Origin of the sequence: Variovorax paradoxus B4, from assembly GCF_000463015.1 — a bacterium.
In the GTDB taxonomy this organism is placed as follows: Bacteria; Pseudomonadota; Gammaproteobacteria; order Burkholderiales; family Burkholderiaceae_C; genus Variovorax; species Variovorax paradoxus_E.
In genome coordinates this window covers 3422591-3446976 of the sequence record NC_022247.1, presented here as the reverse complement: position 1 = coordinate 3446976, position 24386 = coordinate 3422591, and the positions used below count along the sequence as shown (strand labels likewise).

Annotated in this window: 21 protein-coding genes; all 21 read left to right on the top strand. The window is 68.0% G+C overall.

Annotated elements, in window-relative coordinates:
• Positions 1–114: 114 nt before the first annotated feature.
• The 21 genes from alaS (at position 115) to VAPA_RS15990 (ending at position 24162) form a co-directional block, all read left to right on the top strand.
• A complete protein-coding gene (alaS, locus tag VAPA_RS16090) occupies positions 115–2739 on the top strand; it encodes an alanine--tRNA ligase (protein WP_021007820.1) in 2625 nt (874 codons plus the stop codon).
• Positions 2739–3770, top strand: coding sequence for a 2-dehydropantoate 2-reductase (locus tag VAPA_RS16085; RefSeq protein ID WP_021007819.1), 1032 nt, complete (start codon positions 2739–2741; stop codon positions 3768–3770). The genes alaS and VAPA_RS16085 overlap by 1 nt, the downstream gene beginning before the upstream one ends.
• A 58-nt stretch (positions 3771–3828) precedes the next feature.
• Positions 3829–5085: a D-amino acid dehydrogenase gene (locus tag VAPA_RS16080; RefSeq protein WP_021007818.1), complete on the top strand. Its 1257-nt coding sequence runs from the start codon at positions 3829–3831 to the stop codon at positions 5083–5085.
• Between the two features lie 176 nt (positions 5086–5261).
• The gene (locus tag VAPA_RS16075; protein ID WP_021007817.1) at positions 5262–6245 is read left to right on the top strand and encodes a Bug family tripartite tricarboxylate transporter substrate binding protein; all 984 of its coding nucleotides are present in this window, start codon (positions 5262–5264) and stop codon (positions 6243–6245) included.
• Between the two features lie 6 nt (positions 6246–6251).
• Positions 6252–7067, top strand: coding sequence for an SDR family oxidoreductase (locus VAPA_RS16070; protein WP_021007816.1), 816 nt, complete (start codon positions 6252–6254; stop codon positions 7065–7067).
• Positions 7068–7096: 29 nt separating this feature from the next.
• The gene (locus VAPA_RS16065; RefSeq protein ID WP_021007815.1) at positions 7097–7645 is read left to right on the top strand and encodes a cupin domain-containing protein; all 549 of its coding nucleotides are present in this window, start codon (positions 7097–7099) and stop codon (positions 7643–7645) included.
• Between the two features lie 11 nt (positions 7646–7656).
• Positions 7657–8532, top strand: a complete 876-nt coding sequence (locus tag VAPA_RS16060) for an alpha/beta fold hydrolase (RefSeq protein WP_021007814.1) — start codon at positions 7657–7659, stop codon at positions 8530–8532.
• A 45-nt stretch (positions 8533–8577) separates the two neighbouring features.
• Positions 8578–9414, top strand: coding sequence for an IclR family transcriptional regulator (locus VAPA_RS16055; RefSeq protein ID WP_021007813.1), 837 nt, complete (start codon positions 8578–8580; stop codon positions 9412–9414).
• Positions 9411–10253 carry an SDR family oxidoreductase gene (locus tag VAPA_RS16050; RefSeq protein WP_021007812.1) on the top strand — a complete coding sequence of 281 codons (843 nt, stop codon included), beginning with the start codon at positions 9411–9413 and terminating at the stop codon, positions 10251–10253. The genes VAPA_RS16055 and VAPA_RS16050 overlap by 4 nt, the downstream gene beginning before the upstream one ends.
• Entirely contained in the window at positions 10246–11958 is a 1713-nt protein-coding gene (locus VAPA_RS16045) for a thiamine pyrophosphate-binding protein (RefSeq protein WP_021007811.1), read from the top strand. Before VAPA_RS16050 ends, VAPA_RS16045 begins: the two co-directional genes overlap by 8 nt.
• A gap of 5 nt (positions 11959–11963) precedes the next feature.
• Complete coding sequence (locus VAPA_RS16040) at positions 11964–12758, top strand: aspartate dehydrogenase (protein WP_021007810.1); 795 nt, start codon at positions 11964–11966, stop codon at positions 12756–12758.
• A gap of 10 nt (positions 12759–12768) precedes the next feature.
• Positions 12769–14247, top strand: a complete 1479-nt coding sequence (locus VAPA_RS16035) for an aldehyde dehydrogenase (protein ID WP_021007809.1) — start codon at positions 12769–12771, stop codon at positions 14245–14247.
• Complete coding sequence (locus VAPA_RS16030; RefSeq protein WP_021007808.1) at positions 14244–15215, top strand: VOC family protein; 972 nt, start codon at positions 14244–14246, stop codon at positions 15213–15215. The genes VAPA_RS16035 and VAPA_RS16030 overlap by 4 nt, the downstream gene beginning before the upstream one ends.
• A gap of 17 nt (positions 15216–15232) precedes the next feature.
• A complete protein-coding gene (locus VAPA_RS16025; protein ID WP_021007807.1) occupies positions 15233–16225 on the top strand; it encodes a Bug family tripartite tricarboxylate transporter substrate binding protein in 993 nt (330 codons plus the stop codon).
• Positions 16226–16254: 29 nt separating this feature from the next.
• Entirely contained in the window at positions 16255–17418 is a 1164-nt protein-coding gene (locus VAPA_RS16020; protein ID WP_021007806.1) for an FAD-dependent monooxygenase, read from the top strand.
• Positions 17419–17450: 32 nt separating this feature from the next.
• On the top strand, positions 17451–17672 hold the full coding sequence (locus VAPA_RS16015; protein WP_021007805.1) for a recombinase-like helix-turn-helix domain-containing protein: 222 nt from the start codon (positions 17451–17453) through the stop codon (positions 17670–17672).
• Between the two features lie 13 nt (positions 17673–17685).
• Positions 17686–18729: an aromatic ring-hydroxylating oxygenase subunit alpha gene (locus tag VAPA_RS16010; RefSeq protein ID WP_021007804.1), complete on the top strand. Its 1044-nt coding sequence runs from the start codon at positions 17686–17688 to the stop codon at positions 18727–18729.
• Between the two features lie 18 nt (positions 18730–18747).
• A complete protein-coding gene (locus VAPA_RS16005) occupies positions 18748–19716 on the top strand; it encodes a PDR/VanB family oxidoreductase (protein WP_021007803.1) in 969 nt (322 codons plus the stop codon).
• A 39-nt stretch (positions 19717–19755) separates the two neighbouring features.
• Positions 19756–20862 carry a porin gene (locus VAPA_RS16000; protein ID WP_021007802.1) on the top strand — a complete coding sequence of 369 codons (1107 nt, stop codon included), beginning with the start codon at positions 19756–19758 and terminating at the stop codon, positions 20860–20862.
• A 661-nt stretch (positions 20863–21523) separates the two neighbouring features.
• On the top strand, positions 21524–23743 hold the full coding sequence (locus tag VAPA_RS15995) for a M1 family metallopeptidase (protein WP_021007801.1): 2220 nt from the start codon (positions 21524–21526) through the stop codon (positions 23741–23743).
• An 8-nt stretch (positions 23744–23751) separates the two neighbouring features.
• Positions 23752–24162 carry a hypothetical protein gene (locus VAPA_RS15990; RefSeq protein ID WP_021007800.1) on the top strand — a complete coding sequence of 137 codons (411 nt, stop codon included), beginning with the start codon at positions 23752–23754 and terminating at the stop codon, positions 24160–24162.
• Positions 24163–24386 lie beyond the last annotated feature (224 nt).

Genomic DNA, 24386 nt, shown 5'->3' with positions numbered 1-24386 from the left:
AAACCTATAATCGTTTGTTCAAGCAAATCAAGCAGTCAGGTCGGTTCGACGCCGTGGGTTCGACGAGAGGGTCGCCATCGCCAGGCCGCCCTCGACAGAAGACGAAATCCAAAGATGAGCCAGCCCACATTCACGGTCGCGGACATCCGCAAGACCTTTCTCGATTTCTTCGCCTCCAAGGGCCACACGGTGGTGGCCTCCAGCTCGCTGGTGCCGGGCAACGACCCGACGCTGATGTTCACCAACTCGGGCATGGTGCAGTTCAAGGACGTGTTCCTGGGCGAAGACAAGCGCCCCTACGTTCGCGCCGCCTCGGTCCAGGCCTGCCTGCGCGCCGGCGGCAAGCACAACGACCTGGAGAACGTGGGCTACACCGCGCGCCACCACACCTTCTTCGAGATGCTGGGCAACTGGAGCTTCGGCGACTACTTCAAGCGCGAATCGCTCACCTGGGCCTTCGAGCTGCTGACCCAGGTCTACAAGCTGCCGGCCGACAAGCTCTGGGCCACGGTCTACATCGAGGACGACGAGGCCTACGACATCTGGACCAAGGAAATCGGCCTGCCGCCCGAGCGCGTGGTGCGCATCGGCGACAACAAGGGCGGGCGCTACATGTCCGACAACTTCTGGATGATGGCCGACACGGGCCCCTGCGGCCCGTGCTCCGAGATTTTCTACGACCACGGCCCCGAGATCCCCGGCGGCCCGCCTGGCAGCCCGGACGAAGACGGCGACCGCTACATCGAGATCTGGAACAACGTGTTCATGCAGTTCGACATGCAGCCCGACGGCTCGGTCAGGAAGCTGCCCGCCCCCTGCGTGGACACCGGCATGGGCCTGGAGCGCCTGGCCGCGATCCTGCAGCACGTGCACAGCAACTACGAGATCGACATCTTCGACGCGCTCGTCAAGGCCGCCGCGCGCGAAACCGGCGAGAAGGACCTGGGCAACAACTCGCTGCGCGTGATCGCCGACCACATCCGCGCCACCTCGTTCCTGGTGGCCGACGGCGTCATCCCCTCGAACGAAGGCCGCGGCTACGTGCAGCGCCGCATCATCCGCCGGGCGATCCGCCACGGCTACAAGCTGGGCCAGAAGAAGCCGTTCTTCCACAAGCTGGTGCCCGACCTCGTGGCGCTGATGGGCGAGGCCTACCCCAAGCTCGTGGCCGACGAGAAGCGCATCACCGAAACGCTGAAGGCCGAGGAAGAACGCTTCTTCGAGACGCTGGCCAACGGCATGGAAATTCTCGATGCGGCCCTGGCCGGCGATGCGAAGACGCTGCCGGGCGAGGTCGCCTTCAAGCTGCACGACACCTACGGCTTCCCGCTCGACCTGTCGGCCGACGTGTGCCGCGAGCGCGGCGTGAGTGTCGACGAGGCGGGCTTCACCGCTGCCATGGAAAAGCAGAAGGCCGCGGGCCGTGCCGCCGGCAAGTTCAAGATGGACCGCAACGTCGAATACGGCGGCGCGGGCAACGTCTTCACCGGCTATGAAAGCCTCGAAGAAAACGCCAAGGTCGTGGCGCTGTACTTCGAGGGCGCCGCGGTGCAGGAACTGAAGGAAGGCCAGCCCGGCATCGTGGTGCTCGACACCACGCCTTTCTATTCCGAGAGCGGCGGCCAGGTCGGCGATCAGGGCGTGCTCGTGGCCGAAGGCGTGCAGTTCGGCGTGGAAGACACGCAGAAGATCAAGGCCGACGTGTTCGGCCACCACGGCACGCAGACCCAGGGCGCGCTCAAGGTGGGCGACACGGTCAGGGCCGCGGTCGATACCGCGCGCCGCGCCGCCACCATGCGCAACCACTCGGTCACGCACCTGATGCACAAGGCCCTGCGCGAAGTGCTGGGTGGCCACGTGCAGCAGAAGGGCTCGCTGGTCGATGCCGACAAGACGCGCTTCGACTTCGCGCACAACGCACCCGTCACGCACGACCAGATCCTGGAGATCGAGAAGCGCGTGAACGCCGAAATCCTTGCCAACACCGAGACGCATGCGCGCGTGATGGACATGGAGTCGGCCCAGAAGACCGGCGCCATGATGCTGTTCGGCGAGAAGTACGGCGAGAGCGTGCGCGTGCTCGACATCGGCAGCAGCCGCGAACTCTGCGGCGGCACCCACGTGGGCCGCACCGGCGACATCGGCCTGTTCAAGATCGTGAGCGAAGGCGGCGTGGCCGCCGGCGTGCGGCGCATCGAAGCCGTCACCGGCGCCAACGCGCTCAGCTACCTGCAAGAGCTCGAAGCCACGGTGCAGAGCGTGGCCGCCACGCTCAAGTCCCCGGCCGCCGAGCTGCAGGGCCGGCTCACGCAGGTGCTGGAGCAGGTGAGGGCACTGGAGCGCGAGGTGGGCTCGCTCAAGGGCAAGCTCGCGTCGTCCAAGGGCGACGAGCTCCTGGCGCAGGCGGTCGACGTCAACGGCATCAAGGTGCTGGCCGCCAAGCTCGACGGGGCCGACGCCAAGACGCTGCGCGACACCATGGACAAGCTCAAGGACAAGCTCAAGACGGCCGTGGTCGTGCTGGCCGCGGTCGACGGCGCCAAGGTGCAGGTGGCTGCGGGCGTCACGAGCGACACGGTCGGCAAGGTCAAGGCCGGCGAGCTGGTCAACTTCGTCGCGCAGCAGGTGGGTGGCAAGGGCGGCGGCAAGGCCGACATGGCCATGGCCGGCGGCACCGATGCCGCGGGCCTGCCGGCGGCGCTCCAATCGGTGCAAGCCTGGGTGGCGGAACGCACCTGATGGCCCAAGCCGAGGTGCTCGACCGGCCTCCCGGCGAAGTGCTGGTGATGGGGGCGGGCACCATCGGTTGCTTCGTGGGCGGCAGCCTGGCGGCGGCAGGGGTTCCGGTGACTTTCGTCGGCCGTCCGCGCGTGCTGCAGGGCCTGGCGGAACACGGCCTGGCGCTCACCGATCTGGAAGGCGGCACGCATCGCCTGCCTGCCGCGAGCCTTCGTCTGAGCGAGCAGGTACCCGTTGGTGCCGTGCCGGCGCTGGTGCTGCTGTGCGTGAAGAGCGGCGCCACCGCCGATGCCGCCGCCGAGCTCGCCTTTGCGCTGCCCGCGGGCACGCTGGTCGTCTCGCTGCAGAACGGCATCTCGAACTGCGCCGCGGCGTCGCGCGTGGGGCCCACGCTCCAGGTGCTGCCGGGCATGGTGCCGTACAACGTGGCCGAGATCGGGCCTGGTGCCTTCCACCGCGGAACGGCCGGCCGCCTGGCGGCGCAGGACGATGCGGCGCTGCGGCCCTGGCTGCCGGTCTTCGAGCGGGCGGGCGTGCCGCTCGACCTGTATCCCGACCTGCTGCCCGTGCAATGGGGCAAGCTGCTGCTCAACCTCAACAATCCCGTCAATGCGCTCTCGGGCCTGCCGCTGCGCGACGAGCTGCTGCAGCGCGGCTACCGGCGCTGCTTCGCGGCGCTGATCGACGAGGCGCTGGGCGTGCTGGGCAGCGCCGGCATCGCGCCGGCGCAGGTGGCCGCGGTGCCGGCGCAGCGGCTGTCTACGGTGCTGCGGCTGCCCGACTGGCTGTTTCGCATCGTCGCGGCGCGCATGCTGCGCATCGACACCAAGGCCCGCTCGAGCATGGCGGACGACCTTGCGCTCGGGCGGCGCACCGAGATCGATGCGCTCAGCGGCGAGGTCGTGCGGCTCGCGCAAGACCAGGATCTGGAGGCGCCGCGCAACGCAAGGATGTTCGCGCTGCTCGAAGAATGGCCCGCGCAGCCCCGGCGCTGGACGGCACGGCAATTGCAAGAAGCGCTGGGCCTGTAGCGCGGAACCTGTACCCTCTCGGGCCATGGGGGCGTGTGGCTTTCAAGGGGGTGTTCTCATGCAGGTTCTGATCCTCGGCAGCGGTGTCATCGGCACCTCGGTGGCGTACTACCTGGCGCGTGCCGGCCACGACGTGACGGTGCTCGAGCGCCAGCCCGCGCCCGCGCTCGAAACGAGCTTCGGCAACGCGGGCGAGGTTTCGCCCGGCTATTCCGCGCCATGGGCCGGGCCCGGCGTGCCGCTCAAGGCCATCAAGTGGATGCTCATGCAGCACAGCCCGCTGGTGATCAAGCCCATGCTCGATCCGGCCATGTGGCGCTGGGGCCTGTCGATGCTGTGCAATTGCACGCAGGCGCGCTACGAACTCAACAAGGGCCGCATGGTCCGGCTTGCCGAGTACAGCCGCGACTGCCTGAAGGCGCTGCGCGCCGACACCGGCATCCGGTACGACGAACGCGCGCTCGGCACCCTGCAGCTCTTTCGAACCCAGAAGCAGCTCGACGGCATCGCCAAGGACGTGGAAGTGCTCAAAGCCTCCGGCGTGCCGTACCAGGTGCTCGACCGGGAAGGCTGCGTGCAGTACGAGCCGGCGCTCGCGGCGGTCAGGAACAAGTTCGTCGGCGGGCTGCGCCTGCCGGGCGACGAGACCGGCGACTGCTTCAAGTTCACGCAGGCGCTGGCCACGCTGGCCGAGGCGGCCGGCGCGAAGTTCCGCTTCGGCGTGGCCATCCAGGCCATCGAGCACGACGCCGGCGGCGTCACTGCCGTGAGCACCGGTGCGGGCCGCTTCACCGCAGACCGTTATGTGGTCGCGCTGGGCAGCTACTCGCCGGCCATGGTCAAGCCGCTGGGCATCGACCTGCCGGTATACCCGGTCAAGGGCTTCTCGATCACCGTGCCCATCTCCGACGCCAGCGGCGCACCGGAATCCACCGTGATGGACGAGACCTTCAAGGTGGCCGTCACCCGGCTCGGCGAGCGCATCCGCGTGGGCGGCACCGCGCAGCTCTCGGGCTTCGACCTGCGGCTCGATGCGAAGCGGCGCGACACGCTCGAGCATGTCGTGACCGACCTCTTTCCGAAGGGCGGCAACGTGCGCGATGCCTCCTTCTGGACCGGCCTGCGCCCCATGACGCCCGACGGCACCCCCGTGATCGGCGCCACGCGCATTCCCAACCTGATGCTGAGCACCGGCCACGGCACGCTCGGCTGGACCATGGCGGCCGGCACGGGCCGCGTGATGGCCGACCTGATCGATGGCAGGAGCCCTGCGATCGACATGGAAGGGCTGACGGTGGCGCGCTACGGCGCGTGAGCTGAGCAGCGCCTGAAAACCCACCCGCCCACTGCGCGGCGGGCGGGCCTGTGTTCCTTGCATCCAAGGGATTACACCTAGATTGACGAAGCCATTCGTACTCGGTATTCTTCGTCTCGTTCCATTAATAAATCATTGTTTCATTAGTGAAACGAACAGATCAACCCACGAACGCCATGCCATCCACACGCCGCCAAGCCATTGCAGCCGCCGTCGCACTGGGCGCCGCCTGCGCCACCGGGCTCGCCCGGGCCGACAGCTATCCGAGCAAGCCGATCACGCTGGTCGTCGCCTATCCGGCCGGCGGCGACACCGACGCGCTGGCGCGGCTCTTTGCCGAGAAGCTGTCGGCGCGCGTGGGCCAGCCCGTGGTGATCGACAACCGCCCCGGCGCCAGCGGCCTCATCGGCAGCGCCTATGTGTCGAAGGCGCCGCCCGACGGCTACACGCTGCTGCTCGCGCCCAGCACGTTCTCGATTGCGCAGCTGGTGCTCAAGACGGGCGGCGCTTCGGGCTACGACGTGCTGAACGGCTTCACGCCCATCGTGCAGACCGGCAGCCTGCCGCTCTTCCTGGTGGCGAGCGGCGCCAGCGGCATGGCGAGCGTGAAGGACCTGGTGGCCGCGGCCAAGGCCGGCAAGCCGCTGACCTATGCGAGCCCGGGCAGCGGCTCGCCGATGCACATCCTGGGCGAGATGTTCAACCGCGCCGCGGGCGTGAACCTTGCGCACGTGCCCTACAAGGGCGTGGCGCCCGCGGTCAACGACGTGCTGGGCGGCCACGTGCCCGCCACCTTCATCACGCTGGGCCCGGTGGCGCCTTATTTCGCCAACGGCAAGATGCTGCCGCTCGCCGTGGCATCGCGCGAGCGCTCGGCGCTCGCGCCCAAGGTGCCGACGCTGCAGGAGCTCGGCTACAAGGACGTGGAAGTCTCGGCCTGGAACGGGCTCTGGGGCCCGCGCAACCTGCCGCCCGAGATCGTGAAGACGCTCAACGCCCACTTCAACGAGATCCTGAAGATGCCGGACATCGTCTCGCGCATGGCCGTTCTCGGCACCACGCCCGTGGGCGGCAGCGCCGACGTGCTGGGCAAGATCAACGCCGCGGACTTCGAGCGCTTCGGCAAGGTCATCAAGGAGCTCGGCATCCAGGCCGACTGAAAAAGCATGACCGAACTCAAAGCCGTTCCCGATCCCTCGAGCCTGCAGGCCTTGCTGGCCGAACTGCCCGCCAACCTGCTGGCGGGCCGCCGCATCCTCGTGACCGGCGGCGCGCGCGGGCTGGGGCTTGCCTTTGCGCAGTGCATCGCGGCGGCCGGAGCACAGGTGGTGCTGGCCGACATCCTCGGCGAGCTGGCCGAGGGCGAAGCCAAGGCGCTGCGCGATGCCGGCCACAAGGCGCATGCGCTGGCCGTCGACCTGTCGGACCCGGCCTCGATCGATGCGTGCGCGGCGGAGGCGGTTCGCCTGCTCGGCGGGCTCGACGGCCTCGTCAACAACGCCGCCATCACCAACTCGGGCGGACGCGATGCGCACCAGCTCGAGATCGACACCTGGGACCGCGTGATGAGCGTCAACGTGCGCGGCACCTGGCTCATGAGCCGTGCCTGCCAGCCCGCGCTCGCGGCCAGCGGGCGCGGCGCAGTCGTCAACCTCGCGTCCGACACGGCGCTGTGGGGCGCGCCCAACCTGCTGGCCTATGCGTCGAGCAAGGGCGCCGTCATTTCCATGACGCGCTCGCTGGCGCGCGAGTGGGGCGGCGACAACATCACCGTCAATGCCGTGGCGCCCGGCCTCACGCTGGTGGAAGCCACCGAGTACGTGCCGATGGCGCGCCACCAGAAGTATCTCGAAGGCCGCGCCATCCCGCGCGAGCAGCAGGCCGCCGACGTCTGCGGCGCCACGCTGTACCTGCTTTCAGGCCTCGCACGCTTCGTGACGGGCCAGCTGCTGGCCGTCAACGGCGGCTTTGCGATGCACTGAACGAATTTTTCCGACGAAGGAGTTTCCCGATGAGCGATTTGTCCGAACAACAGAAGATCACCGATGCCCCCGGCAACAGCCTGGCGCAGCCCGAGGGCAGCAGCCTGGCCGAGTGGATGAACACCCGCATCGCGCGCTACGAAACCCGCAAGTACGACTGGGACGCGCTGAAGTTCCAGGCCGATCTCGACCCCAAGTTCCGCCGCGCGCAGATGCGCTACGTGGGCACGGGCGGCACGGGCGTTGCGAAGGACGTCAACACCGTGCCGGCCGAGCACTTCACCTTCTCCACCATGGTGATTCCGGCCGGCCACGAAGGCCCGCCGCACCTGCACACCGACGTGGAAGAGGTGTTCTTCCTGATCCGCGGCAAGCTCAAGGTGGTGATCGAGAAGGACGGCGAGCGATTCGAAACCATCATGACCGACCGCGACCTGATCTCGGTGCCGCCCGGCGTGTACCGCGAAGAGATCAACATCGGCGACGAAGACGCGCTGATGTGCGTGATGCTCGGCGCGAAGAAGCCCGTGACGCCGACCTATCCGGCCGATCACCCGCTCGCCAGGATCAAGCGCTGAAGAAGACAGCCATGAACGACGCCATCGCCACCAACGCGCTGACCTCCTTGCCCGCTTCCGAGCTGGCGCTGCTGGAGGCCCGCTTTCCGGCGCGCGCCGTGCCGGTCGGCGGCGGTGCCGTGGTGTCGGTGCGCGAACGCGGCGCGGGCCCGGCCATCGTCTGCCTGCACGGCATCGGCTCGGGCGCGGCCTCGTGGCTCAACGTTGCCTTGCTGCTTGCGCCGCAGGCCCGCGTGGTCGCATGGGATGCGCCGGGCTATGGTGCATCGACGCCGCTCTCGGCCGCACAACCCTCCGCGGCGGACTATGCGCAGCGGCTGCACGGCCTGCTCGATGCGCTCGACGTCCAGTCCTGCGTGCTGGTCGGCCATTCGCTTGGTGCGCTCACTGCCGCGTCTGCCGCGCGCAAGGATTCGGCCCTGGCTTCGCGCGTCCGCCGCCTCGTGCTCATCAGCCCCGCGGCCGGCTATGGTGCCCCGCAGCGCGAGGAAGCCCGCCGCAAGGTGCGCGCCGAGCGCCTCGCCACGCTCGACGAACTCGGCATCGCCGGCATGGCCGCGAAGCGTGCGGGCCGGCTCGTGTCCGACAGCGCCGGCGAACTCGCGCGCCAGTGGGTGCAATGGAACATGGCGCAGCTCAACGACGGCGGCTACCGGCAGGCCGTCGAGCTGCTGTGCGGCGCCGACCTGCTGGCCGACCTGCCACCCGCCATGCCGGTGCGCGTGGCCTGCGGCGCGCTCGATGTCGTCACCACGCCCGAGGCCTGCGCCGAAGTCGCGCGCCGGTGCGGCGTGCCGCTCGAATCGATTGCCGATGCCGGGCACGCCAGCTACGTGGAGCGGCCGCAAGCCGTTGCCGCACTGCTGCGCGAAGTGCTGGCCGCCTGATAGAACAAGACACGACAAGACAACCAACGGGAAGAACGAACAACCATGGCCACCAACGACAACGAGACAATGGAAGAGGGCGGCGAGCGCTACAACGTGCCGGCGCTCGAGCGCGGCCTGCGCGTGCTGTGCGAATTCAGCCGGGAGAGCCGCACGCTCTCCGCGCCCGAACTGGCTCGCCGCCTCGACCTGCCGCGCTCGACCGTGTTCCGGCTTCTCACCACGCTGGAGAACATGGGCTTCCTCGAGCGCGCCGAAGGCGGGCGCGACTACCGCCTGGGCCTGGCCGTGCTGCGCCTCGGCTTCGAATACCTGGCCTCGCTCGAGCTCACGCAGCTGGGCGCGCCGCTGCTCAACCGCCTGTGCGACGAGCTGCGCACGCCCTGCAACCTGGTGGTGCGCGACGGCCGTTCCATCGTCTATGTCGCCAAGGTGGCGCCGCCCACGCCGTTCGCGAGCTCGGTCACCGTGGGCACGCGCCTGCCGGCCCATGCCACCGTGCTCGGCCGCGTGCTGCTCGAAGACCTCACGCTGCCGCAGCTGCGCGCGCTCTACCCCGAGGACAGGCTCGAGACCTTCTCGCCGAGCACGCCCAAGACCGTGAGCGAGCTGTTCGACATGGTGCAGGCCGACCGCTCGCGTGGCTACGTGCTGGGCGAAGGCTTCTTCGAATCGAACATCTCCAGTATCGCGGCGCCGGTGCGCGACCACAGCGGCCACATCGTGGCGGCGCTGGGCGCCACCATCACCTCGGGCCACATCGAGGAGAACCGCATGGACGAGATGGTGCTGCGCGTGCGCAGCACGGCCGAAGAAATCTCGGGCCTGCTGAACTATTCGCCCGCGCGCGCCAGCAAGGTGGTGCCGCTTCGCAGCGCATGACGGTCATGACGATGCAGTCTTCTCATTTCTTTGCCACCGATGCGTTGGCGGGCCGCGTGGCCGTGGTCACGGGCGGCTCCTCGGGCATCGGCCTGGCCACGGTCGAGCTGCTGCTCGAATGCGGCGCCGCGGTGGCGCTGTGCGGCCGCAACGCCGAGCGGCTGGACAGCGCGGTTGCGGTCCTGCGCGAGAAGCACCCTGACGCGCGGCTCTTCGCGCAACCCTGCGACGTGCTCGACGGCCCCTCGGTGCGCGCCTTCGCTGCCGCCAGCGAGGCCGCGCTCGGCCCGGCCTCGATGCTGGTCAACAACGCGGGGCAGGGGCGCGTCTCGACCTTCGCCGATACCGACGATGCGGCCTGGACCGAAGAGCTCAACCTGAAGTTCTTCTCGGTCATCAACCCGACGCGCGCCTTCCTGCCGCAGCTCGCGGCGCAGCGCATGGTGCACGGCGACGCCGCCATCGTCTGCGCCAACTCGCTGCTCGCGCGCCAGCCCGAACCGCACATGGTCGCCACGTCGGCCGCGCGCGCCGGCTTGCTGAACCTCGTTCGCTCGATGGCCACCGAGTTCGCGCCGCAGGGCGTGCGCGTGAACGGCATCCTGATCGGCCTGGTCGAGTCGGGCCAGTGGCGCCGCCGCTTCGAGGCGCGCGAAGACAAGTCGCAGGACTGGGCCGCCTGGAGCGGCCAGCTCGCACAGAACAAACACATCCCGCTGGGCCGCTTGGGGCTTCCGACCGAAGCCGCACGCGCCATTCTTTTCCTCGCTTCGCCCCTCGCGTCCTACACGACGGGCAGCCACATCGATATTTCAGGAGGCCTGTCGCGCCATGCATAACCCCAACAACAACACGGTCACGGTCGGCGCAGTCGTCGCGGCCTTTCTCGAACAGTGCGGCGTCAAGGCGGCCTTCGGCGTGATCTCGATCCACAACATGCCGATCCTCGATGCCTTCGCGCAGCGCGGTGCGATCCGTTTCGTGCCGGCACGCGGAGAGGCCGGGGCCGGCAACATGGCCGACGCCTATGCGCGCTCCACGGCCAGCCTCGGCGTGTGCCTCACGAGCACGGGCCCGGCGGCCGGCAACATCGCGGGCAGCTTGGTCGAGGCGCTGACGGCCGGTGCGCCGCTCCTGCACATCACGGGGCAGATCGAGACGCCGTACCTCGACAAGGGCATGTCGTACATCCACGAAGCGCCGGACCAGCTCACCATGCTCAAGGCGGTGTCGAAGGCGGCGCTGCGGGTGCGCAGCGTCGAGACCGTGCTCGGCACGCTCAAGCGCGCAGTGCAGCTCGCGCTGACCGCGCCGACCGGCCCGGTGAGCGTGGAGATTCCAATCGACATCCAGTCGGCGCTCACGACGATGCCGGCCGACCTGTCACCACTGCCGATCGAGCGGCCCGTGCCTTCCGCCGCTGCGCTCGATGCGCTGGCCCTGCGCCTGGCTGCCGCCAGGCGCCCGATGCTGTGGGTCGGCGGTGGCGCGCGCCATGCGGGCGCCGCGATCCGGCGCCTGCAGAAGCTCGGCTTCGGCGTGGTCACGACCACGCAGGGCCGTGGCACGGTGCCCGAAGACGATGCGGGTTCGCTCGGCTCGTACAACATCCACAAGCCGGTCGAGGCGCTGTACCAGCGCTGCGACGCGATGCTGGTCGTCGGCTCGCGCCTGCGCGGCAACGAGACGCTCAAGTACGAGCTGAAGCTGCCGCGCCCGCTGCTGCGCATCGACGCCGACGCGGCTGCCGAAGGCCGCGGCTATGTCACCGACCAGTTCGTCTGCGGCGACTCGGCCCTCGCACTCGAAGGCCTGGCCGACCGCCTCGAAGCGGCGCAGTACAAGGCCGACCCGGCCCTTCTCGCCGAGCTGCGCGCCGCTCACGAGCAGGCGGTCGCCTCGCTGACAGACGGCCTCGGCCCCTATGCCGAACTGGTGCGCGAGCTGCAGGCCGCGGCTGGCCGCAAGTTCAACTGGGTGCGCGATGTCACGGTGTCGAACAGCACCTGGGGCAATCGCGAGCTGCGCATCTTCGAATCGAGCGCGGGCGTGCATGCCACGGGCGGCGGCATCGGGCAGGGCATGCCGATGGCCATCGGTGCGGCCATCGGTGCGGCGGAGACGGGCTCGGGCCGCAAGACCTTCTGCCTGGCCGGCGACGGCGGCTTCATCCTGAACCTCGGCGAACTCGCGACCGCGGTGCAGGAGAAGGCCGACATGGTGATCGTGCTCATGAACGACAAGGGCTACGGCGTCATCAAGAACATCCAGGACGCGCAGTACGGCGGCCGCCGCTGCTATGCCGACCTGCACACCCCCGACTACGCGATGCTGTGCGCATCGCTGGCCCTGCCGCATGCCCGCGTGCAGCGCATGGACGAGCTGAAGACGAAGCTCGGCGAGGCGCTGGCGAAGAAGGGCCCGTTCCTGCTCGAGATCGACATGCTGTCGATCGGCGATTTCAAGAGCGCCTTCGCGGGCCCGCCGACCAACACCGTGACCCAGATTCCGGCGCTCGGCAAGGCTGCCGCGTCGGTGGCGTGAGGGGCATGACCGTGCTGCGCGTTGCACTCATCGGCTGCGGTGCCATCGGAACCTCGGTGCTCGAACTGCTCAAGGGAGACACTGCCCTGGCGGTGGTGGCCGTCGTCGTGCCCGAAGAAGGCGTGGCCGCGGCGCAGAAGCTTGTGCCCGACGTGCAGGTCGCAAGCCGCGTGCCGGCTTCAGGCATCGACCTCGTGGTCGAGACGGCCGGCCACGCGGCCATCGAGGAGCACGTGCTGCCGGCGCTCGCACGCGGCACGCCCTGCATCGTCGCTTCGGTGGGCGCACTGTCGGCCGCGGGGCTGGCTGAAAAGCTCGAGGCCGCCGCGGTCGCCGGCCGCACCCAGGTGCAGCTGATCGCGGGCGCCATCGGCGCCATCGATGCGCTGGCCGCTGCCCGCATCGGCGGGCTCGACAGCGTGCGCTACACGGGCCGCAAGCCCCCGCAGGCCTGGAAGGGCACGCCGGCCGAGCAGGGGCGCGACCTCGACGCGTTGACCCAGGAAACCGTGATCTTCGAAGGCAGCGCACGCGAGGCGGCGAAGCTCTATCCCAAGAACGCCAACGTTGCGGCCACCGTGTCGCTCGCGGGGCTGGGGCTCGACAAGACGATGGTGCGGCTGATCGCCGATCCGGCCATCGCCGACAACGTGCACACGGTCGAAGCCGAGGGCGCCTTCGGCAGCTTCGCGCTGACCATGCGCAACAAGCCGCTCGCGGCCAATCCCAAGACCTCCGCACTCACCGTCTACAGCGCGGTGCGCGCACTGCGCAACCGGGCCGCGGCCCTGGCCATCTGAGTCCCACCCCATGATTTCTTCCGAACTTCTCCCGATCTGCATTGCCGGTGAATGGCGCCTGGGCGGCGGCGACGTGTACGAGAGCCTCTATCCCGCCACGGGCGAGCCGATTGCGCGCCTCAGGGCCGCGAGCCTTGCCGACGTCGAAGAGGCCATCACGCGTGCCGACCATGCCTTCCGCACCAGCGGCTGGGCGCAGCGCCTGCCGCACGAGCGCGCCGCGGTGCTGCACCGCGCGGCGCAGCTGATCCGCGAGGAAAGCGAAAGCCTCGCGCAAAAGCAGCGCCTCGACAACGGCAAGCCGATCAACGAAACGCGCAACCTCGTGGCGAGCGCCGCAGGCACCTTCCAGTTCTTCGCGGCCGCGCTCGAGACGCTGGAAGAAACCATCACGCCCTCGCGCGGCGCCTTCGTCACGATGAGCGTGCACGAGCCCATGGGCGTGGTCGCCGCCATCACGCCGTGGAACTCGCCGATCGCGAGCGAAGCACAGAAGCTGGCGCCCGCGCTGGCGGCCGGCAACGCGGTGGTCGTCAAGCCGGCCGAAGTCACGCCGCTGATGGCGCTGGAACTTGCGCGCATCTGCGAGCAGGCCGGCGTGCCGAAGGGCATCGTCAGCGTGCTGCCGGGCAAGGGCTCGGTCATCGGCGATGCGATCACCCAGCACCCGCTGGTCAAGCGCGTGTCGTTCACCGGCGGCACCACCACCGGCAAGCACATCGCGCACATCGCGGCCGACAAGATGATGCCGGTGTCGCTGGAGCTGGGCGGCAAGTCGCCGACCATGGTGCTCGACGATGCGGACCTCGACCATGCGGTGAACGGTGTGCTGTACGGCATCTTCAGTTCGTCGGGCGAGTCGTGCATCGCGGGTTCCAGGTTGTTCGTGGCGCGCGGCATCTACGACGAGTTCCTGACGCGGCTGGCCGAAGGCGCCAATGCGCTGCGCGTCGGCGATCCGGCCTCGGAGCGCACGCAGATGGGCCCGCTGATCACCGCGAGACACCGCGAGGGCATCGAGCGCTATGTGGACCTGGGCGTGTCCGAGGGCGGCCGGATTCGCACGGGCGGCGTACGCCCGCATGGCGATGGCTATGACCGTGGCTACTTCTACAAGCCGACCATCATCGAAGGCCTGGGCAACAGCGCGCGCATCAGCCAGGAAGAGATCTTCGGCCCGGTGCTCGTCGCGATGCCCTTCGACGACGAGGAGTCGCTGATCGCGCAGGCCAACGACAGCGTCTATGCGCTGGCCGCGGGCGTCTGGAGCCGCGACTTCAAGCGCGCCTGGAAGCTCGGCCGCGCGGTCCAGGCTGGCACGGTCTGGGTCAACACCTACAAGCAGTTCTCCGTCTCGACGCCGTTCGGCGGCTGGCGCGACAGCGGCCTCGGCCGCGAGAAAGGCCGCGAAGGCATCTTCCAGTACATGGAGCAGAAGAGCATGTATTGGGGCACGAACGATCAACCTTTGCCGTGGGCACTGACATGAGCGTACTTGGCATCGACCAGATCACCTACGGGGCAGACGACCTGCCCACCTGCCGCCGTTTCTTCGAGGACTGGGGCCTCGCGCTGAAGTCGCAAGCGGCCGACGAACTCGTCTTCGAGTGCCTCAACGGCTGCAAGGTGGTCGTCGCGGCGTTGGACAAGGCGGACCTGCCGAGCGCGATGGAAGAGGGCCCGACGCTGCGCGAAGTGGTGTGGGGCGTGGAAAGCGATGCGGACCTCGATCGCTATGCCGCTGCCATCGCGCAGGGCCCGGCCTTCTTCGACAGCACCGTCGACGGCGCCCGCCGCATCGGCTGCATCGACCCCAACGGCCTTGCCGTGCGCCTGCAGGTCAGCCGCAAGCACGCCGTCGACGTCGACTGCGGCGCGATGAACACCTGGAACGCCAAGCCGCGCATCAACCAGCCCGCGCCCATCTACGAGCGCGCGACGCCCATCGAGGTCGGCCACGTGGTGTTCTTCGTGAGCGACGTGAAGGCCACCAGCGCGTTCTACGCGCAGCGCTTCGGCTTCGTCTCGTCCGACAGCTATCCGAACCGCGGCGCCTTCATGCGCTGCGCGCCGGAGGGCGGGCACCACGACCTGTTCCTGTTGCAGATCCCTTCAGGCAAGCGCGGGCTCAATCATGTGGCCTTTACCGTGCGCGACATCCACGAAGTCTTCGGCGGCGGCCTGCATTTCTCGCGCCGCGGCTGGGAGACGCAACTCGGCCCGGGCCGGCATCCGGTGTCTTCCGCGTACTTCTGGTACTTCAAGAATCCGGCCGGCGGCCTGATCGAGTACTACGCGGACGAAGACCAGCTCACTGCCGACTGGCAGCCGCGCGAGTTCGAGCCGGGCCCGACGGTGTTTGCCGAATGGGCGGTCGACGGCGGCCTCGACGGCAACACCCGGCGCCAGAAGAACGCGGAAGGCCCGAAAGGCGCTTTCCTCACAGAGAAAAAGTGAATCCGATAACCACCACCATGCAACGACGTCTTTCCCTCTCCCTTGTGTTCGCCGCGCTGGCGGCCTTCGCCTTCGCTTCTCCCGCGCATGCCCAGAGCAATGCGCAGAAGCAGCTCTCGAGCGACCGCTTCACCATCGTCTCGCCGTTCCCGCCCGGCGGCCCGGTCGACACGCTGGCCCGCGTGCTTTCCGACGGGCTCGCCAAGCGCTACGGCCAGGCCGCAGTGGTCGAGAACCTGGTCGGCGCGGCCGGCAACATCGGCATCGACAAGGTCAAGCGCGCGAAGGGCGACGGCCACACGCTGCTCGTGGTCCCCGCCGGCAACCTCACGATCAACCCCACGCTGATGCCGAACTTCCCGTTCGACATCGAGAAGGACTTCGTGCCCGTCACCATGCTGGCCAAGGCGCCCAATGTGCTGGTGGCCTCGCCGTCGTCGGGCATCAAGAGCGCGAAGGATCTGGTGGCGCAGGCCAAGGCCAAGCCCAACACGCTGTCGTATGCCTCGCCGGGCGTGGGCAGCGGCCTGCACCTGGCGGGCGAACTGTTCAAGCAGCAGGCCGGCATCGACCTGCTGCACGTGCCCTACAAGGGCACGGCGCCCGCACTCAACGACGTGCTTGGCGGCTCGGTGCCGCTGATGTTCAGCAACCTGCCCGCGACCATGCCCTTCATCAAGAACGGCAAGCTCGTTGCGCTGGGCGTGACCGAGGCCGTGCGCAGCCCCGCCGCGCCCGACATTCCCACGCTGGCGGAGCAAGGCATCCAGGGCGTGGCCGTGACCTCGTGGTATGGCCTGCTGGCACCCAAGGGCACGCCGCCCGCAGTGGTCGAGCAGCTCGCGAAGGATGCGGCCGAGATGCTGGCCCAGCCCGACGTGCGCGAACGCCTCAAGGCGCAGGGCATGACCGACGCGGCCATGAAGCCGGCCGCGTTTGCCGCGCACATCCGCGATGAAACGGCCGTGTGGGCCAGGATCATCAAGGCCCGCAACATCGTGGCCGAGTGAGCCGCGAACAGCAAAAGGGGGAGACACCCATGAAGACAAGCGAATCCACCATCGGCATCGTCGGTGCGGGCATCGGCGGCCTGGTGGCGGCCATCGCGTTGCGGCGCGCCGGGCACGACGTGGCCGTGTTCGAGCAGGCGAAGCAGTTCGCCCGCGTCGGCGCGGACATCAACCTCACGCCCAATGCGGTGCGTGCGCTCGACGGCCTCGGCGTGGGCGAGGCCGCGCGGGTGACGGCGGCACGCCCTTCGCACCGCATCAGCCGAACCTACGATACCGGCGAGGAAACCTCGCGCCTGGAGATGGCCGATTCGGCAGAGCAGCGCTACGGCGCACCCCAGCTCACGATTCATCGCGCCGACCTGCTCGCCGCATTGGCAGACATGTTCCCGGCCGAGCGCGTGGCGCTGGGCAAGCGCGCAGAGAAGATCGCCGCCGACGAGAAGGGTGTGAGCCTCTCGTTCACCGATGGCACCGGCACCCGCGTCGGCGCGCTGCTCGGCGCCGACGGCATCCATTCGTGCGTGCGCACCGCGATGTTCGGCGCCGAGAGCCCGCGCTTCACGGGCATCGTCGCCTACCGCGCCGTGGTGCCCGCCGAGCGCGTGGCGGGCGTGCCGAACCTCGGCGCCTTCACCAAATGGTGGGGGCCGAATCCGCAGAGCCAGATCGTCACGTTCCCGCTCAATCGCGGCAGGGACATCTTCATCTTCGCAACCACGCCGCAGGGCACCTGGCACCTCGAATCATGGACCGCGCCCGGCAGCGTCGACGAGCTGCGCGAACAGTACGTGGACTACCACCCCGAGGCGCGCGCCCTGCTCGACGCCTGCGACACGGTGCTGAAGACCGCGCTGTACGAGCGCGACCCGATGCCGGCCTGGGCCGCAGGCCGCATGGCCTTGCTCGGCGATGCCGCGCACCCGATGCTGCCGTTCATGGCGCAAGGCGCGGGCATGGCCATCGAAGACGCGGTCGTGCTGGCCTGCCACCTCGAAGGCGTGGCGATGGCCGACGTGGCCGATGCGCTGAAGGGCTACGAAAAGGCCCGCATCGCACGCGCCAGCCAGGTGCAGATCGGCTCGCGCGGCAACAACTGGCTGCGCGAAGGCGGCAATGCCGACTGGGTCTATGGCTACGACGCCTGGGCCGTCCCGCTGGGCGCCCCCGCCGGCGCCACTGCCACCGCCTGATTCACATTCACCTCATCCCACGGAGGCACACCATGCAACAAGACCGCTACCTGCAACCGCATCAGGCGCGCCAGCGCCCCGCGACCACCTATGAAGACCTGCTGGGCGACGTGATCGAGCGCGCCTTTGCAGACGGCATCCACGATCTCGCGGGACTGGTGCAGCGGCTCAACGACAGCGGCCTGGCCACCCCCGGCGGGCAGCCCTGGACCGAGGCGCTGTACCGCAAGGAAATGGCCACGCTGGCCGGCTGAGGAGCAACACATCATGACCATCGCCATCACTCCCATCGCCGCCGACCCGGTCGACCACCTGCTCGAAGTCGGCCTGAAGGACCTCTGGTACCCGATCTGCCCCTCGCACTTCATCAAGGAGAACCCCGTCTCGCTGCGCCGCCTGGGCCGCAAGATCGCGCTGTGGCGCGACGGCGAAGGCGTGCTGCACGCGCTGGAAGACCGCTGCCCGCACCGCGGCGCGCCGCTGTCGCAGGGCGTGGTGCTGGGCGACCGGCTCTCGTGCCCGTACCACGGCGTCGAGGTGCGCCATGACGGCGTCGTCACCCGCGTGCCCGGCAGTCCGGGCTGCAAGCTCGAAGGCTCGCAGGCCACGCGGCACTTCCACGTGCAGGAGCGCGCGGGCGCCGTGTTCCTCTACAACGGGAAGGACCCAGTCGACGTGCCGCCGCCGCTGGTGCTGCCCGAGCAGCTCACGGACGATGCCGAGTATTCGAGCTTCCTTTGCTACACCGAGTGGAAGGGCGACTACCGCTACGTGCTTGACAACGTCATGGACCCGATGCACGGCACCTACCTGCACAAGCAGTCGCATTCGATGGCCGAGGGCGATTCGACGGCCAAGTTCGGCATCCGCCAGACCGACATCGGCTTCGTCTTTGAAAAGGAAGGCCAGCGCAACGTCAACTTCGACTGGACCGAATGGGCCGACACCGGCATCCACTGGATGCGCCTGGAAATTCCGTACCCGAAGACCGGTGGCCCCGGCGGCAACTTCATCATCGTCGGTGCCTTCTCGCCGATCGTGAAGGGCATGACGGCCACCTTCTTCTGGCGCGTGCGCAAGCTGCCGCCAGGCTGGGAGCGCGACACCTGGCGCTTCCTGTACAAGAACCGCCTCGAGGCGCGCCACTGGCACGTGCTGGAGCAGGACCGCGTGATGCTCGAGGAGATGGAGCCCGACGCCAACCAGCACGAGAACCTGTACCAGCACGACCTGGGCATCGTCCGCCTGCGCCGCCACATGCGCAACCTCGCGCAAACGCAACTCGCGGAATCCGCGCAAGCCACGGCCTGACCGGAAGCGAGCCCTGCCATGTCTTCTCCCACGCTGAACGCCCTCGTGCACACCATGCGCTACGAGGCCGACGGCATCGTCAGCGTCGAGTTCCGCCCGGCTTCGCCCGAAACGGACTTTCCCGCCTTCGAGGCCGGCTCCCACATCGACCTGCACCTGCCCAACGGGCTGGTGCGCAGCTACTCGCTGTGCAATCCCTCGAGCGATCGCCAGCGCTACGTGGTCGGCGTGCTCAACGACCGCAAGAGCCGCGGTGGCTCGCGCTACGTGCATCAACAGTTGCGCGTGGGCATGACGCTGCTGATCTCGGCGCCGCGCAACAACTTCAAGCTCGAAGAGGGCGCCGACCGCTCGGTGCTGGTGGCAGGCGGCATCGGCGTGACGCCCATCTGGTGCATGCTGCAGCGGCTCGTGGCCACGGCCAAGCCGGTGGAGCTGCTGTACTGCGCGCGCACCCGCAGGGAGGCCGCCTTCTGCGATGCGATCGAAGCCCTGGCGCGCGAGCACGCCGTGCCGCTCACCTGGCACTTCGACGACGAAAAGGGCGCGCCGCCCGATCTGGCCACGCTGTTGGCCGGCAAGGGCGCCACCAGCCACTACTACTGCTGCGGCCCCACGCCGATGCTCGATGCCTTCGAGAAGAGCTGCGAGAAGCTGGGTTATGCCAATGCGCACATCGAGCGCTTTGCCGCGGTGCACGTGGAGGCGCCGAGCGCCACGCAGGGCTGCGTGGTCGAGTGCGCAAAAAGCGGCAGGAGCGTCGAGGTGCCGCCCGGCAAGTCGATTCTCGACAGCCTGATCGATGCCGGCCTGAACCCCGACCACAGCTGCAAGGAGGGCGTCTGCGGCGCCTGCGAAACAGCGGTGCTCGAAGGCGAGGTCGACCACCACGACGGCATCCTCACCAAGATCGAACGTGCGTCCAACAAGACCATGATGATCTGCGTCTCTCGCTGCAAGGGCGAGCGGCTGGTGCTCGACATCTGAGATTCCCCCACCAAGCAAGAAAGCGTAGAGAGACATCCCATGAAAAAGTTCGTGTTCGCGCTGGCCTCGGCCGGCGCGGCTGGCGCAGCGCTGGCCCAATCTTCCGTCACCCTGTTCGGCGTGGTCGACGCAGCCGTCAGCTACACGCGCGGCAGCGGCGACGGATCGGCCCACAAGACGCAGCTGACCAACAGCGGCAACATGTTCAGCCGCATCGGCTTTCGCGGAACCGAGGACCTGGGCGGCGGCCTCTCGGCGGGCTTCTGGCTCGAGGCCGGCCTGCAGAACGACAACGGCACCGGCTTTCCCTCGAACACGAACAACCAGACCAGCGGCAACGGCACGCCGGGCGTGCTGAGCTTCAACCGGCGCTCCACCGTGAGCCTGTCGGGACCGTTCGGCGAGTTCCGCCTGGGCCGCGACTACGTGCCCGCGTTCTGGAACACGGCCATCTTCGATCCGTTCGGAACCGGCGGCGGCATCGGCGCCAACCAGATCTATTTCTCGGGCCTTGGCGGACTGCCCGCGCCCACCGGCACGCGTGCGTCGAACAGCGTCGGCTACTTCTTGCCGGGCAACCTGGGCGGCTTCTACGGACAGGCCATGTACGCCATGGGCGAGAACGACTCGAACTCGGTGCTGCCGGGTACGCTGCGCTCGAACCGCCGCGACGGCAGCCACGTCGGCTTTCGCTTCGGCTACCTGCAGGGCGGCTTCAACATTGCACTGGCCACCGGCAAGACGCGCTATGCGAGCGGCGACCTTCGCGTGACCAACCTCGGCGCTTCCTACACCTTCGGCCCCTCGCTGATGAGCCTGAAGCTCACGGGCGAGCTCTACACGGAGTCGAAGGGAAGCACAGATGGCAAGGGCGCGTTGATCGGCTTCCAGCTGCCGGTCGGCCCTGGCGAGATCAAGGGCTCGTATGCGCGCTACCGGCGCGAGCCAGCCGGTGCCGCAATGAAGCCGACCACGTCGAAGTTCGCGATCGGCTACGTTCACAACCTCTCGAAGCGCACCGCGCTGTACGCCACCTTCGCGCGCATCGGCAACCGCAATGGCGCGGCACAGGCGCTTGCAGGCGCCATCACCATGCCGAACCGCGCCTCCACCGGCACGGAGTTCGGCATGCGCCACATCTTCTAGGGCCTGTTCGCGCGCTCGGTGTGGCTGCAGGGTCACACCGAACGCGTTCCGATTCCCCGTTTGACGCAGCGCGCACTGCATGAAGAAAGAACCATCTTCGTAGTGCATTGCGCGTGTGGATTCGATGACTCCATTTGTCGTATGGCGCGCGAACATTTTGAGAGCGAAAAGTTCCGTGCTTCGTTGACGCTGTCATCTTCGATCAGCTAAAAATGTGCGCACTTCCAAGGAGGGAGAGCGCACGTGAAGCTATCCAGAACAGCTAGAAGAGAACCTGCGGCCGCGGCCGCCATTTCAATGGCCGCCGTAGCGCATGAAGCCGCAGCGTCGGCGCGCTCCCGCTAAGCCCACCGCTCAGGCATCCAATCCAGCCCGGCACTCCATCGCCCTCGCACTCGACGGGAATGGAACCCATCACTCCCCGCATCCTGGGACCGCCCGCATCGCTCGCGGTGCGGTCCGGTGCTGCGCGTTCGCGCCGCGCCGGCTGAAAAACAAGGCATTGCCGCGTCGTGTTTCCTGGCGAACTTCCGGTTCGCCGGGAGGGCGCGGTGCTGCCTGCCCGATATGTTGTTCATCCATTCCTGCGCGCGTCCGCGCACTGCCGGCTACCCGCCGGCGCGAGCGGGGCGGCGCTTGTCCTTACCAAGAGGCGATCATCATGAAGAAACTTGCCAAGCCAGTCGTCGGCCATCTTGCCATCACCGCCGTGACCCTTGCCGTGCTCACGGCCTGCGGTGGCGGAGGAGGCGGCGGCGACGCTTCCCTGGGCGGTGCCGGGCTGAGCGCGTCGGCGCCCTCGCTCGACAGTCCTGCTTCGTCCCCGGCGCCCAACGACGGACCTGCGCTTGCACCCGAGTCGTCGGTCGCGCAGGTCGACCGCTCCGTGAAGCCGATGGAGCTGCCCGATACCGTCTGGCCCGTCAACTACAAGCTGTGGTTCAGGCCCGATGCGGCGCTGAAGACCTTCGTGGGGCGCGGCGACGTGGAGATCGAAGTGCTCAAGCCGGTGGATGCCATCGTCGTTGCCGCGCACAACCTCAAGTTCGCGAACGGCCGCACCACCTTGCGCAAACTGTCGAATCCTTCGGAGGTGATTGCGCTGGTGCCCACGCCGCAGACGCTGGGCGACTTCGTCCAGTTGCGGCGCAACGACGGGCAGATCGCCAAGGGCAAGTACCTGCTGCACATGGAATGGGACGGCAGTATCCAGTTCTCCGATGCGGAATATTGCCCGCCCGACGAGATGGCCCGCAATCCGTTCTGCTCGGCTGCGACCGGCATCTTCAAGGTGGGCCTTTCCACGCCCGAGGGCGTGAGCAGCGATGCCATCGTGACGCAGGGTGAAACCAACTATGCGCGGCAATGGTTCCCGGGCTGGGACGAGCCGGCCTTCCGCCACACCTTCGAGATCTCCGCCGAGGTGCCGGGCGACTGGCAGACCGTGTCGAACGCCGCGCAGAAGTCGGCCGTCAAGCTGCCCGACGGCTACCAGCAGGTGTCGTTCGAGAAGACGCCTTCGATGCCGATGTACCTCACCTTCTTCGGCGGCGGCAAGTTCGACATTCTCTCGGACACCTTCAAGAGCCCGCTCGACGGCAGCGAGATGCCGCTGCGCTGGTTCACGCCGCCGGGCCGCTCCACCTGGGCCACCTTTGCGATGGAGTGGACCAAGGTGGCGATGGACTACTACTACAACTACACCGGCATCCCGCTGCCGTTCAAGAAGTTCGACACCGTGGCGGCCAACGACAGCTACGACAACAAGCCGAACACCGGCTTCGGCGGCATGGAGAACTGGGGTTCGATCTTCGAGTTTGCCGACCGCGTGCTGACCAAGCCGGGCGAAACGCCCACGCTGTATTCGGTGACTGTGGTGACGCACGAGATCGCGCACCAGTGGTTCGGCGACCTCGTCACGCTCGACTGGTGGGACAACGTATGGCTCAACGAATCGTTCGCGCGCTGGTTCGACCGTCGCACCACGATCAAATTTCATCCCGACTACTACAGCTTCTCCGATTACGTGCTGGACAAGCACACCGTGATCGTGGCCGACCTGAAGGACACCGCGGTGCCGGTGCAGCGCAACCTCAACGATGCGGGTTCGTTCGGCTTCATCAGCCCGTCGATCTTCGTCTACAACAAGGGCAGCCACGTGCTGGAGACGGTGCAGAACTACATCGGCGAGGAGGCGATGCAGAAGGGCCTGCAGATCTACCTGAAGGACTATGCGTTCGGCAACGTCACGCCGTCGCGGTTGTGGAGTTCGCTCGAGAAGGCGAGCGGCGGCAAGAAGGTGGCGGACATCGGCGACAGCTTCGTCCGGCAGACCGGCGTGCCCCTTCTGACGGTGGACGCGCAATGCGCGGGCGACCGCACCTACGTGTCGATCAGTCAGGAGTCGTTCCCGAACCAGAACGCCTATCCGGCATCGGCCTGGACCATTCCGGTGACGCTGGCCTACGGCGACGCAATGGAGCAGCGCAAGACCTTCGTCATGGCCACCAGCACCGCGCAGATGGAGCTCCCTGGCTGCACCGCGGTACTGGCCGGGCCCACGGGGCAGGACTACTACGTGAGCAACTACAGCACCCAGTCGTGGAGCGACCTGCTGGCCAAGGCGCAGAACTTTGCCGACAACAAGCCGCTCCTGCTCAACATCGAGCGGGACGCGTTCCGCCTGCTGTCGGTGGGGCGCATCACGCAGGGGCAGTACGACCAGATCAAGGGCGTTCTCAACCTGCCATCGACGCTGCTGGCCAAGACCGCGGCGAGCCAGCAGAAGATGGCGGCGCAGGACGCCGGCGGCAAGGAAGACTATCCGCACGCGCTGCGCTACCAGGGCAGCCTGAAGCTGCGCGACAACGAAAAGCGTTGAGCACGATCATGAAAAAAGCACTCAACTACCTCGCGGCCAGCCTGTGCACGCTGCTGTTGCTGTCTGGATGCGGCCCGGGCGGCGGGCCCGAGGCGCAGCTGGTCGGCGTCTACGCGGTGAAGAAGAACGGCGCCCTCCGGGAGCTGGTCAAGATCGAGCGGCAGGGCGGCCGCTACATCATGCGCGACAAGGTGCATACCCCCGAGTGGAGCGAGCCGAAGATGCAGATGCAGCCGGTGACGCGTGAGCGCTGGAACCGGATCACCACCGACAGCGAGAACACCGCGTTCGTCGGCGTGTCGAGCGACCAGCTCGCCATCTTCAAGGTGCCGCCGGGGTGGCAGAAGAACAGCTTCAAGACGGAGACGGGCTACTTCCTGTTCTATTCGCAGGGGCCGGTGGAAGCGCACAAGCTGTGATGCGGCGCTTGCGTTGAAGGGGGAGGGCGCGGATGCGGGTGCGGGTTCATTCAGGGCGCGATCACGCCGACGGGGTACCTTGCTCCGCGAATGTCCTCCGGCCTGCGGCCTCCCCCTTGATTTCGCTGCGCAAGGCACCCCATCGACGTGATCGTTGGAAAGAGCGGTCGTTGATCGGCGGTACACCAGCAGCGTGCCCAGGTGCACAGGGCATCGGGTGCTCC